This is a genomic window from Stutzerimonas urumqiensis (assembly GCF_003640395.1).
GTDB classification, from domain to species: domain Bacteria; phylum Pseudomonadota; class Gammaproteobacteria; order Pseudomonadales; family Pseudomonadaceae; genus Stutzerimonas; species Stutzerimonas urumqiensis.
In genome coordinates this window covers 22,862-34,793 of record NZ_RBZQ01000013.1, presented here as the reverse complement: position 1 = coordinate 34,793, position 11,932 = coordinate 22,862, and the positions used below count along the sequence as shown (strand labels likewise).

General features: G+C 67.6%; 15 protein-coding genes. 8 read left to right on the top strand and 7 right to left on the bottom strand.

Features of this window, described 5'->3' with window-relative positions; all coding sequences use genetic code 11:
- The 3 genes from D7325_RS18735 to D7325_RS18725 form a co-directional block, all read left to right on the top strand.
- Positions 1–127: integrase core domain-containing protein (locus D7325_RS18735; protein ID WP_162988075.1), on the top strand; the 127-nt coding region annotated here is incomplete at its 5' end.
- Positions 128–351: 224 nt separating this feature from the next.
- Positions 352–786 (top strand): YqaA family protein, encoded by a 435-nt coding sequence (locus D7325_RS18730; RefSeq protein ID WP_120997974.1) that lies wholly within the window; start codon positions 352–354, stop codon positions 784–786.
- 75 nt (positions 787–861) lie between these two features.
- On the top strand, positions 862–1,101 hold the full coding sequence (locus D7325_RS18725) for a hypothetical protein (RefSeq protein ID WP_120997973.1): 240 nt from the start codon (positions 862–864) through the stop codon (positions 1,099–1,101).
- A 60-nt stretch (positions 1,102–1,161) separates the two neighbouring features.
- Here D7325_RS18725 and D7325_RS18720 read toward each other — a convergent pair whose 3' ends face one another.
- From D7325_RS18720 to mdtD, 5 genes are all read right to left on the bottom strand, one after another.
- A complete protein-coding gene (locus tag D7325_RS18720) occupies positions 1,162–1,587 on the bottom strand; it encodes an organic hydroperoxide resistance protein (protein WP_120997972.1) in 426 nt (141 codons plus the stop codon).
- A 178-nt stretch (positions 1,588–1,765) separates the two neighbouring features.
- Positions 1,766–2,215 (bottom strand): MarR family winged helix-turn-helix transcriptional regulator, encoded by a 450-nt coding sequence (locus D7325_RS18715; RefSeq protein ID WP_120997971.1) that lies wholly within the window; start codon positions 2,213–2,215, stop codon positions 1,766–1,768.
- A 72-nt stretch (positions 2,216–2,287) separates the two neighbouring features.
- Positions 2,288–2,725: a globin domain-containing protein gene (locus tag D7325_RS18710; protein WP_120997970.1), complete on the bottom strand. Its 438-nt coding sequence runs from the start codon at positions 2,723–2,725 to the stop codon at positions 2,288–2,290.
- Positions 2,726–2,877: 152 nt separating this feature from the next.
- Positions 2,878–3,657 (bottom strand): SIR2 family NAD-dependent protein deacylase, encoded by a 780-nt coding sequence (locus tag D7325_RS18705; protein WP_425452334.1) that lies wholly within the window; start codon positions 3,655–3,657, stop codon positions 2,878–2,880.
- 27 nt (positions 3,658–3,684) lie between these two features.
- Complete coding sequence (gene mdtD, locus D7325_RS18700; RefSeq protein WP_120997969.1) at positions 3,685–5,112, bottom strand: multidrug transporter subunit MdtD; 1,428 nt, start codon at positions 5,110–5,112, stop codon at positions 3,685–3,687.
- Between the two features lie 155 nt (positions 5,113–5,267).
- On the opposite strand from mdtD, the gene D7325_RS18695 reads away from it, so the two are divergent.
- The 5 genes from D7325_RS18695 to D7325_RS18675 all read left to right on the top strand — a co-directional run bounded on the left by D7325_RS18695 (position 5,268) and on the right by D7325_RS18675 (position 9,854).
- Positions 5,268–5,801, top strand: coding sequence for an iron transporter (locus D7325_RS18695; RefSeq protein WP_120997968.1), 534 nt, complete (start codon positions 5,268–5,270; stop codon positions 5,799–5,801).
- Positions 5,802–5,811: 10 nt separating this feature from the next.
- Positions 5,812–6,141 carry a cupredoxin domain-containing protein gene (locus tag D7325_RS18690; protein ID WP_120997967.1) on the top strand — a complete coding sequence of 110 codons (330 nt, stop codon included), beginning with the start codon at positions 5,812–5,814 and terminating at the stop codon, positions 6,139–6,141.
- Between the two features lie 12 nt (positions 6,142–6,153).
- Positions 6,154–7,011 carry an FTR1 family iron permease gene (locus tag D7325_RS18685; protein ID WP_120997966.1) on the top strand — a complete coding sequence of 286 codons (858 nt, stop codon included), beginning with the start codon at positions 6,154–6,156 and terminating at the stop codon, positions 7,009–7,011.
- A complete protein-coding gene (locus D7325_RS18680) occupies positions 7,011–8,384 on the top strand; it encodes a 4Fe-4S binding protein (RefSeq protein WP_120997965.1) in 1,374 nt (457 codons plus the stop codon). Before D7325_RS18685 ends, D7325_RS18680 begins: the two co-directional genes overlap by 1 nt.
- A gap of 114 nt (positions 8,385–8,498) precedes the next feature.
- The gene (locus D7325_RS18675; RefSeq protein ID WP_120997964.1) at positions 8,499–9,854 is read left to right on the top strand and encodes an 8-oxoguanine deaminase; all 1,356 of its coding nucleotides are present in this window, start codon (positions 8,499–8,501) and stop codon (positions 9,852–9,854) included.
- A 288-nt stretch (positions 9,855–10,142) separates the two neighbouring features.
- Here D7325_RS18675 and D7325_RS18670 read toward each other — a convergent pair whose 3' ends face one another.
- Complete coding sequence (locus D7325_RS18670; RefSeq protein ID WP_120997963.1) at positions 10,143–10,655, bottom strand: nucleoside 2-deoxyribosyltransferase; 513 nt, start codon at positions 10,653–10,655, stop codon at positions 10,143–10,145.
- Positions 10,656–10,684: 29 nt separating this feature from the next.
- Positions 10,685–11,773, bottom strand: coding sequence for a calcium:cation antiporter (locus D7325_RS18665; RefSeq protein ID WP_120997962.1), 1,089 nt, complete (start codon positions 11,771–11,773; stop codon positions 10,685–10,687).
- Positions 11,774–11,932: the final 159 nt, after the last annotated feature.

Here is an 11,932-nt window from a genome sequence, read left to right as displayed (position 1 = left end):
AGCCAGACACTTGCCTGCCTGGCTGCACCACTACAACTGGCACAGGCCGCATAGCAGCCTCAACTACAAACCGCCAATTAGTCGGGCTCCAGTGCCACTGAACAACGTACTGGGTTTACACAACTAGGCGTCCCCCTGGCTCCTACATACGTCCAAAATCCCAGCGTGGTGCAAGGCGCAACCTGTAGACCGAGCCGCGGAAATGCGGCGACCGGAATGCCAGACCGAGGCACCATGGCATCCGACTCGCTCCGGCTACAATCGCCGCGCAAGACCCGCTGATCCACATCGCTGCAGCCCAATCGCAACATCAACCCACCAGCCCCTCATCCACAAGCGCCTCCCGACCTCATGCCCCTCCTCACCTTGCTGCTCTCCGCCTTCCTCGCCGCCACGCTTCTGCCGGCGCAGTCGGAAGCCGTGCTCACCGCCCTGCTGCTGGGTGAACGCCATCCGGTGTGGCTGTTGCTGCTGGTCGCCACCGTCGGCAATACGCTTGGGGCGCTGGTGAACTGGGCGATTGGGCGGGGCATCGAGCGGTTTCGCGGCAGGCGCTGGTTTCCGGTCAGCGAACGCAACCTTGGCCGGGCGCAGCGGCTTTACGGTCGTTTCGGGCGCTGGTCGTTGCTGTTGAGTTGGGCGCCTGTGTTCGGCGATGCGTTGACGCTCATCGCAGGCGTCATGCGGGAGCCCTGGTGGCGTTTCCTGTTGCTGGTGACGCTGGCCAAGGGCGGGCGTTACCTGGTGGTGGCTGGCCTGGTGCTGGGGTGGATGGCCAGCGCTTGATGCCGCATGTCGCGGCGACGAGCAGGTCGAGCAGCGGTTTCTATACTTCTGCTGCCCACCACGGAGGAATCCACCATGCGCCGCCTGATGCTGTTTACCGTTGCCGCCCTGCTGTCCACGCCGCTCTGGGCCATGCATTGCCCGCAGGAAATGGCGAAGATCGACCAGCAATTGCAAGCCGACCCACCCGCCGATCCGGCGCTGCTCGAGCGCGTGCAATCGCTGCGCGCCGAAGGCGAGGAGCTGCATGAAGCAGGCAAGCATGCCGAGTCGCTGGAGAAGCTGAACGAGGCACTTGGCCTGCTGGAAGCCTGAAACGACATCGCCCGCCTGCCGCGGTCTGCGGCGTGCGGGCGATGCGACGTCAGCGGCGGTTCAGACGAGCGTCAGGGCGACGTCGATGTTGCCGCGGGTGGCGTTCGAGTATGGGCAGACGATGTGCGCCTTCTCGATCAGTTCCTGGGCCTGGGCGCGGTCCATGTCAGGAATCGTGATCTTCAGTTCGACCTCGATGCCGAAGCCGTTGGGAATGGCGCCGATGCCCACGAAGCCTTCGATCCAGGTATCCGGCGACAGCGCGATCTTGTCGCGCGCGGCGACGAACTTCATGGCCCCGATGAAGCACGCCGAGTAGCCGGCAGCGAACAGTTGCTCGGGGTTGGTGCCTTTACCGCCCGCGCCGCCCAGCTCTTTGGGCGTCGTCAGCGCGACGTCGAGCACGCCGTCCGACGAGATGGCGCGGCCATCACGGCCACCGGTGACTTCAGCTGAGGCGCGGTACACAACGTTTTCGATCGACATGACGTTCTCCTTCTGGGTTGGGTTCACGCGCCTGCCCGTGGGCCGGGCTACCACCTGCCATCAGCGATGCCGAGGCGCCTGCGCGTCTGCTGCGAGACAACGAGGCGAAAGTTAACGTCGTTTTATTTTGTGTGCAAGTTAAATTTACGAACGAAACCGCTCGCGCCCGACGAACGGTCTAGAGCATGCGCTGGAGGCGGTTTCGCAGCTCGATCAGCTCGTTGCGCAGGCGCATGATTTCGTCGCGCCCCAGATCGCTACCGGTGGCGATGCAATTCGGAAAGCGCTCGGCATTGGCTCGCATCGTGCGGCCTGCCTCGGTCAGATGCAGTTCCACCACGCGCTCGTCGACCGAACTGCGACGCCGCTCGATGAGGCCTTCGGCTTCCAGCCGCTTGAGCAGCGGGGTGACGGATCCCGGATCGGTCATCAGGCGTCGGCTGAGCTCGCCGACCGTGATGCCGTCGCGCTCCCAGAGCACCAGCATGGCGAGGTACTGCGGATAGGTCAGGCCAATGGCTTGCAGCAACGGCTTGTAGACCTTGGTCATCAGCAGCGACGTCGAATGCAGGGCGAAGCACAGCTGGTTGTCGAGCAGCAGGTCGTCGCAGGTCTCGTCTCGGGTCATCGTGGCGCTCCAGGGGCGGCGCTGGCGTAACGCCGACGCCGCCGGGTCATGTTGCGGAGTGCGCCGGCGGGATCACGCCTGGCGGTAGAGTTGCTGTTCGCGGGCGATCATGGCGTCGGCGAGCATCCAATAGGCCTCGCCCCAGGCCTGCAGCGTGCGTTCATCGACGGCCTCGCCCAGGACGTCTTTGATCGCCGGCAGCAGGGCTTCGGCGACGATCGGGTAATGCTCGGGCTTGATGCGCGTCTCCACATGACGGGCGCAGATGCGCTCGACGGCACCCTGCATCGCGTCCAGGTTATCGACGTTGCGCGAGAAGGCGAGAATGGCGCCCGCCAGACGCTTGGGTTGCTCGCCGGAATCCTGCGCGGCCTGATCGAACAGGGCCTTCATCTCGGGATCGACGAACAGGCGCTCGTACATGCGCGTGGTAATGGCCACACCGTGCTGCTGCAAGGCCGGTGCGGTGGATTTGACGATAGCGATGGTTTCGGGGGACAGCTGACCCATGCGAAGCGTGTTCCTGCGTGATGAACGGGACGCGCGCCAAGGCGCGCCCGAGCATTCTAGGCAAGCCGGCGGGGTTGATCGACCGATACCGCGGACCGATCGTCGATTTACATGCACGGGTGAATGTGTTGCACAGCCGTGGACGGTGCTCTTCACGGCCATGCCTGCGCCAGCAGCGCGGGCATCACCTGCCCCGCCGGGCCGCACAGGCTCCAATCGTAGCCCGCGCTCGAAGCACTCGGCTGCGGGTTGATCTCGATGACCCTCGCGCCTGCATCCCGGGCGATGCCGGGCAACAGCGCCGCCGGCTGGACCACGCCGGAAGTGCCGATCGACAGCAGGACATCGCACCTTGCCGCCGCCTCGAAGGCGCCGTGCAGGGCGGCCTCCGGCAAAGTTTCCCCGAACCAGACGACCCCCGGCCGCACCGGCCCGCCACAGTGCTCGCAGCGCGGCGGCTCGAGTCGCCGGCCACCCTCCGGCTCCTGCGGGATCGGCAGCCCGGCATGGGGTTTCGAACACTTGAAACAGCGCGGCGCCGCGAGGCTGCCGTGCAAGTGCACCACGTCCGGGCTGCCGGCCCGCTCATGCAGGTCATCGACGTTCTGGGTGATGAGCGACAGCGCCGGCACGCAGGCCGCCAGCGACGCGATGGCACGGTGCGCGGCGTTCGGTTGCGTCTGCAACACCTTCATGCGCCGCCACTCGTACCAGCCCCACACCAGCGCCGGATCTCGCTCGAACGCCTCGGGCGTGGCCAGCGACAGGGCATCGAAGCGCGACCAGAGCCCGGTCAGCGCGTCGCGGAAGGTCGGGATGCCGCTTTCGGCGGAGACGCCCGCGCCGGTGAACACCACGACCTGGCGGGCATTGCGCAAACCATCGAGCAAGGCCTCGGGAAGGCGGGTCTCGGCGTGCATGTCGATTCGCATGGCGGCTCCTCGTTCATTGGCGTGCGTTCAGGTCTCGACATCCGCCTCGGTGTCGACGCGGTGCGATCGCTTGTCCTCGGCCGGCTCCAGTTGGAAGAACAGCGCGGCGGCCAGCATCGCCATGCCGCCGATGCACAGGAAGGTGTAGTGGAACGCTTGCAGCACCTCTTCGCCACGAGCGCCGGGTACGGTGAACCCGCCGAGCAGCGCACCCGCGGACGCCACGCCGAGGCTCATCGACAGCTGCACCACGACCGACAGCAGGCTGTTGCCGCTGCTGGCGTCTTCGTCGCGCAGGTCGATCAGCGTGACGGTGTTCATCGCCGTGAACTGCATCGAGTTGACCATGCCGATCAGCCCCAGGTGCACCAGCAGCCACGGGGTCGGCGTGTCCGGCCCGATCAGCGCGAGGCTGGCGATCAGCCCGCCCAGCAGCAAGGTGTTGGCGGTGAGGATGCGCCGATAGCCGAGCCGGTCGAACAGCGGTTTGGCCAGCGGCTTGACGGTCATTGCGCCGAGCGCCAGCGGGATCATGGTCATCCCCGCTTCGGCCGGCGAGTAACCCAGCGCGACCTGCAACAGCAGCGGCATGAGGAAGGGCAGCGAACCACTGCCCAGGCGCGCGAACAGGTTGCCGAGGATGCCCACCGCAAAGCTGCGATTGTGAAACAGCCGGGGGCTGAACAGCGGCCGCTCGACGTGCCCGGCACGCAGCCAGTAGGCGGCCAGGCAGGCGATCCCGCCGAACAGCAGGAGCAGCACGCGGGCATGCGGCATGTGCAGCTCGCCGAGCCCTTCGAGCGCGATGGTGATCAGCAGCATGGCCGCGCCGAACAGCACGAAGCCGAGCGTATCGAAGCGCATGCGGCCCGGCAGGCGCAGGTCCGGCATGTAACGGAACGCCGCGATCCCGCCGATCACCCCGACGGGCAGGTTGATCAGGAAGATCCAGTGCCAGGAGGTGTACTCCACCAGCCAGCCGCCGAGCGTGGGGCCGATCAGCGGCCCGACCAGCCCCGGCAGCGCGATGAAGGCCATCACCCGCACGAAGTCCGAGCGCGGGTAGCTACGCAGGATGACCAGCCGCCCGACCGGCAGCATCAGCGCACCGCCGATGGCCTGAACCACCCGCGCGATCACCAGCTGATTGAACGAAGCGGACAGCGCGCAGAACAGCGAACCCAGCGTGAACAGGACGATCGCGCCGAAGAAGGTGCGGCGTGTGCCGAAACGGTCGGCCAGCCAGCCCGAGGCCGGGATCAGCAGCGCCACGGTGAGCATGTAGGCGATCACCACGCCCTGCATGCGCAGCGGGTCTTCGGCGAGGTCGCGCGCCATCGCCGGCAGCGCGGTGTTGAGGATGGTGCCGTCGAGCGTCTGCATGAAGAACGCGATGGCCACCAGCCAGGGCAATACACGGGCGGTCTGTGGATCGAGCGGTGCGGGGTGAGCCATGAACGTCCTCATCGGCAAGGGCGTCCATGTTAGAGCATCGTGTACGGTCAGGTTTCGCCTTCCGGCAATCGGCGATGAACTTGACAAGAATCATTATCGTTTCTGGCGAATCGTCCGATCCTCGCGTCCTCGACACCTGGATCGGAGCTCAACCCATGCGTATCCCCGTTTGCCTCACCCTCCTCGCCCTGGCACTGGCACCCGCCGCGCAGGCCAGGGAATACCCGATCGGCGAGCCGCAGCAATGCGGCGGGATGGAAGTCGGCGCCGTCTACCTGCAGCCGATCACGATGGACCCGCCCGGCATGATGCTCGACGCCGCCAAGGCCGACGTGCACATGGAGGCCGACATCATGGCGACCGAGAGCAACGTCAACGGCTGGCAGGAAGGCAGCTTCGTGCCCTACCTCGGCATCCGTTACCGCCTGACCAAGCAGGGCTCGGACGACGTGCTCGAAGGCGACTTCCACGCGATGGTCGCCAGCGACGGCCCGCACTATGGCGACAACCTCAAGCTGCTCGGCCCCGGCAACTACCACCTGACCTACTTCATCACCCCGCCCGGCTCGGGCCATGCGATGTTCGGCCGCCACGTCGACAAGGAAACCGGCGTTGCGCCCTGGTTCGAGCCGTGCCAGCTGGAGTACGACTTCACCTTTGCCGGCATCGGCAAGAAAGGCGGCTACTGAGGACTGGACGATGAAAGCCCTGTCGCGCGCACTCCTGATGCTGACGGTGACCGGTGCCATGCCGGCCGTCGCCGCGCTGCCCAGCTACGAGCTGACCATCCGCGACGGGCATTTCGAACCCGCGCGGATCGAGGTGCCAGCCGGCCAGCGCTTCAAGATCGTGGTCCACAACGGCGGCACGGGACCGACCGAATTCGAGAGCACGCCGCTGCGCGTCGAGAAGGTGCTGTCGCCCGGCGTGACCTCGTTCGTCGTCATCCACCCGCTCAAGCCTGGCCGGTATCCGTTCTTCGACGAATTCCACATGGACCTGCCTGAAGGCGAGATCGTCGCCCAGTAACGGAGGACCCGCATGGGCCAGTCAATGTTCATCGTCTGGCGCGAGAGCGTCGAAGCGCTGCTGGTGATCGGCATCCTGCACGCCTGGTTGCGCCAGCAGCCGGACAACCGCGCCGCCATGCGCCTGTTGTGGAGCGGCGTCGCGGCCGGCCTGGGCCTGGCGGCGCTGCTCGGCTGGGCGCTGATCGGCGCCGGCCAGTGGATGGCCGGCAGCGGCGGCGAGTGGTTCCAGTGCTCGATGGTGTTCGCCGCCAGCCTGCTGATCCTGCACATGGTCGGCTGGATGCATCACCACGGCCGGCACCTCAAGCGCGACCTGCAACGCGACGCCGCCGCGCGCCTCGGCCAGGGCAGCGGGCTGGGGCTGATGGTCCTGGCGATGCTCGCGGTCGCGCGCGAAGGCAGCGAAACGGTCGTATTCCTGATGGGCATCGGCGCGCAGCAGGACGGCGCCGACCTGGGCCGGTTCGCCCTTGGTGGGCTGCTCGGGTTCGCGCTGGCGTTGGCGAGCTATGCACTGTTGCAGGCCGGTAGCCGCTTCATCGCCTGGCGCACCTTCTTCCGTGCCAGCGAAGTCATGCTGCTTCTGCTCGGCAGCGCCCTGCTGATGGCCGGGCTCGACCGGCTGAGCGGCTTGCTGATGGGCATGGACGTGCCCGAGTTCGTCTACGCCTGGTTCGGCGATGCCCTGTGGGACACCTCGGCCCTGCTCGATGACGGCAGCGCGCTCGGCGGAACCCTGGCCAGCCTCACCGGCTACCGCGCCATGCCATCGGCCGTGGCCGTGGCGACCCTGGCGGCCTACTGGGCGGTCGCCCTCTACTGGCTGCGCCCGCGCGCAACGGCACTGCCGGCCGCGAGCGCCGCGTAATGGACATCGGCCTCCGGCTGGCGGCGCTGGGCGATGCGCTCAGGCGGCACGCGCGGATCATCCGTCTGGTGCAGTGGCTGGTGGTCGGTTTCTACGCCGTGCTGCTGGTCATTCCCGCCTTCCTGCCGCTCCCGCCGGCCGAGGCCGGCCTGCTGAACGACCTGACCCTGGCGGCGCAGTTCATCTTCTGGGGGCTGTGGTGGCCGTTCGTGCTGGTGTCCATCGTGCTGTTCGGGCGCCTGTGGTGCGGTGTGCTCTGCCCGGAGGGATCGCTCAGCGAATGGATCAGCTGGCGCGGTCTGGGGCGTGGAACGCCGCGCTGGATTCGCTGGGGCGGCTGGCCGACGCTCGCCTTCATACTGACCACCGTCTACGGGCAGCTCATCAGCGTCTATGACTACGCCCAGGCGGCGCTCTTGATCCTCGGCGGCTCGACTATCGCGGCCATGCTGGTCGGTTATTTCTACGGACGCGGCAAGCGCATCTGGTGTCGCTACCTGTGCCCGGTCAGTGGCGTATTCGGCCTGCTCGCACGCCTGGCGCCGCTGCATTACCGGGTCGACGAAACCCGCTGGCTGGCGAACGCCGGCACGCGCCTGCCAACGCCCAACTGCGCGCCGCTGCTGGATATCCGGCGCATGCAGGGTGCGCGTGACTGTCATGCCTGTGGACGATGCAGCGGCCAGCGCGACGCGGTGCGCCTGAGCCTGCGCTCGCCGAACGCGGAAATCCTGATCGTCGGCGGCAGCGCACCGCAGACCGATTGGGACGTACGCCTGCTCCTGTTCGGCGTGATCGGGCTGGCGATGGGCGCCTTCCAGTGGACGGTCAGCCCCTGGTTCATCGCCATCAAGCAGGCCGCGGCGACCTGGCTGGTGGAGCGCGACCTCTACTGGCCGCTCGAGGCGACCGCGCCCTGGTGGCTGCTGACCCACTACCCCGCGGCCAACGACACCTTTACCTGGCTCGATGGCGCGATGATCCTGCTGTACCTCGGCGCCGGCGCGATGCTGATCGGCGGCGCGCTCTGGCTGTTGCTGCGCCTGGCCGTGCAGGTGCTGGGGCGGGGTGCCAGCCTGTTCCATCACCTCGCCCTGACGCTGATCCCGCTGGGCGGCGCCGGGCTGTTCCTCGGCCTGTCGGCGACGACCGTCAAGCTGCTGCGCTACGAAGGCCTCGCACTCGCCTGGGCACAACCCGCACGGGCCGCGCTGCTGGCCGGCGCGGTCGCCTGGAGCCTGGCACTCGCCTGGCGCGTGATCAGCCGGCACGGCGGCAACGGCCTGCGCCGCCTGCTCGCCTTCGGCTGCCTCGGTGCCTGCGCCGCCGTGATCGCCACCGGCTGGTGGTTGCAGTTCTGGGGTTGGGCCTGAGGATGACAGGCCGCGCGCGGACGGCTATCTTCTGTCGCGCCTGACAAGGCCCCTGGATCAGCAGACAGGGCATAACTGAGCTGGCTTTCCCATCATCAACAGGAGAAGCCGGCCATGCCCGCGACCCGTCTCTGGATCAAGAACCCCCTCGCTCTCTTCACTGCCAACGACCAGCAAGCCCCCGGCGGCCTGGTCGTCGAAGGCGGTGTCATCGCCGAACTGCTCGGCGCCGGCCAGCCACCCGCGCACCCCGTCGATCAGGTCTTCGATGCCCGTGAGCACGTCGTGCTGCCGGGGCTCATCAACACGCACCATCACTTCTACCAGACCCTCACCCGCGCCTGGGCGCCGGTGGTGAACCAGCCGCTGTTCCCATGGCTGAAGACGCTCTATCCGGTCTGGGCGCGCCTGACGCCAGAGAAGCTGGAGGTCGCCAGCCAGGTGGCGCTGGCCGAGCTGCTGCTGTCGGGCTGCACCACCGCGGCCGACCACCACTACCTGTTCCCGCAGGGTCTGGAAGACGCCATCGACGTGCAGGTCGAGGCCGTGCGCCGGCTCGGCATGCGCGCATTGCTGACGCGCGGTTCGATGAGCCTGGGCGAAGCCGACGGCGGCCTGCCGCCGCAGCAGACCGTGCAGGAGGCCGAGATCATCCTCGCCGACAGCGAGCGCCTGATCCGCCGCTACCACGAGCGGGGCGACGGCGCGCAGGTGCAGATCGCCCTGGCACCCTGCTCGCCGTTCTCGGTCACGCCGCAGATCATGCGCGCCAGCGCCGAACTCGCCGAACGCCTCGATGTGCGCCTGCACACCCACCTCGCCGAAACGCTGGATGAGGAAGCCTTCTGCCTCGAGCGCTTCGGCCTGCGCACGGTGGATTACCTCGACAGCGTCGGCTGGCTCGGCCCGCGTACCTGGCTGGCCCACGGCATCCACTTCAACCCCGACGAGATCGCCCGGCTCGGCGCCGCGGGCACCGGCATCTGCCATTGCCCGAGCAGCAACATGCGCCTGGCTTCCGGCATCTGCCCGACCGTGGAGTTGGAAGCCGCCGGCGCGCCGATCGGCCTGGGCGTCGACGGCTCGGCGTCTAACGATGGCTCGAACATGATCCTCGAGGCGAAGCAGGCGCTGTATCTGCAACGGCTGCGCTACGGGGCCGAACGGATCACCCCCGAACGCGCGCTCGGCTGGGCCACCCGTGGCTCGGCGCAATTGCTCGGCCGCAGCGACGTCGGCGAGCTGGCCGTCGGCAAGCAGGCCGACCTGGCCCTGTTCAAGCTCGACGAGCTGCGCTTCTCCGGCAGCCACGACCCGCTCTCCGCCTTGCTGCTCTGCGGCGCCGACCGCGCCGATCGGGTGATGATCGGCGGCCGGTGGCGGGTCATCGACGGGCAGGTCGAAGGGCTGGACGTCCCCGCGCTGGTGGCGGCGCACCGTAGCGCGGCATGCGAACTGATCGCCGGCTGAACGGCCGCCAGCGGCCCGGTGCATTGCTGCGCGAATGCACCCTACGGTCGGCCCCGCAAAGCCGCGGCCACCGTAGGGCGGATTCAGGCGCGCAGCGAACAATCCGCCGTGGCCGTGCGCGGCGCCAGAAAGGTGTGGCTGTCGGTTCCGAGTGGCCCCGGTGCATTGCTTCGCGAATGCACCCTACGGTCGGCCCGACGCAAAGCCGTCACCACCGTAGGGCGGATTCAGGCGCGCAGCGAACACTCCGCCTTGGCCGTGCGCGATCCGCCAGCACGGCTCCGTATTTCAGCGCGAAAGGCCCTGGGCCAGGCGTTGCAGCGCCTCGCGGGCGGTGCCGACGACGACCTCGGCCGGGACCGCCAGCATCAGGTTCAGCGGCAGGTCGAAGGCTTCGAGATGCAGGCCGTCGCAGTCGAAGCCCGGCTGACCACAGAGGTGCCCGTGCTGCCGGCGCAGGCGTTCGGCATAACTGCCCTCGCCATCGAGATACCCGACCACCGGCTTGCCACGCGCCACGGCGTAGCCCACTTCGAAGCTGGTGCCGCTGTCCGGCTCGCCGCCACGGAAAAAATTCAGGTCGGCGATCACCGCGTCAGCCTGCTCGAGCAATTCGAGATTGGCCTGGTAGATCCAGGCCGCCTGCGACCGGGGTTCGGTGATGGGCGCAGGCACCTGTTTGTCCAGCGGATAGAGACCGGTGAAGCCGAATTCGGCGCACAGCGCCTTGAGCCGCTCGCCGTGCTTGAGCGCATCGGGGCGGAACACGCCGGGGCCGGCGAGGTAGATGCGTACGTCCATGAAGTCCGTCCGGGCCGCCGATCGCGGCGTCACAGCCCGATCAGCGACAGCATGATGAAGGTGGCGAACAGCACGAAGTGGGTCATGCCCTCGATCGCGTTGGTTTCGCCGTCGTTCAGGTTGATGGCCGCCACGATCAGCGTGATGAAGACCATCACGGTCTGCACGGGGGTCATGCCCATGCGCAGCGGCTGGTCACTATACAGCGCCAGCGCCTCCATCACCGGCACCGTCAGGATCACGGTCGATAGCGACGCACCCAACGCGATGTTGACCACCGACTGCATCCGGTTGGCCAGCGCGGCACGCAGCGCGGTGAGGATCTCGGGACTCGCGGAGATTGCCGCCACCACCAGGGCGGCCACCATCGGCGGCGCGCCGCTGCCGGCCAGGCCGGCGCCGAGCGTCTTGGACATGACTTCGGCCAGCGCGCCGATCAGCACCACGCCGGCGCAGAGCAGCAGGATCGAACGCTTGCGGCTTTCGCCCCGAGGGGCGGGCTCGGCACCGGCCTTGCGACGCTTTTCCGGGTAGCTGTAGCTGAAGAAATAACTGTGCGCACCGACCTGCATCCGCAGGAACACGCCGTACAGCAGCACCATCGCGCCGATGGTGAAGGCCGAGTACAGCCGCCAATCCTCGCGCGGGACGAACTCGGGCACGACCATCGACACACCCATCGCGGTCAGGATCATCACGCTGTAGGTTCGCGCAGAATCGTCGTTGTAGGCCTGCTCGCCATGCCGCAGCCCGCCCATCAGCGCCGCGAGACCAAGGATGCCGTTGAGGTCGAGCATTACCGCGGCGTAGATGGTGTCGCGTACCAGCGTCGGGGCGGGATGGTGGGTCAGCATGATGCCCAGGATGACCACCTCGACGAGCACCGCCGAGAGCGTGAGGATCATGGTTCCGTAGGGGTCGCCGACCTTCTCGGCCAGCACCTCGGCATGGTGGGCGACGCGCACCGAGGCCAGCACGATCATTCCGATCAGCAGACCGGTGGCGATCAGCGCCACCAGGCGTCCGCCGTGCAGCAGGCTGTCCTCGGTCGCATAGGCGACCAGCGCTGCCACCAGCGCCAGCAGGAGAAACCGCTCTTCTTTCAGGACCGCCCGCATCGCAACCTCCGCCGTTTATGTTCCGACGTCGTTCGAGCCGGCAAAAATCCGCTGTCGACCCTGCGGCCAGATCGACGGTGCCGCCTGCGGCCGGCAGCCCACGAGCGCGCGAAAAACCGGGCCTTGCAGGCGGTGTGAAAGCCCCTGCGCTGGATCAGG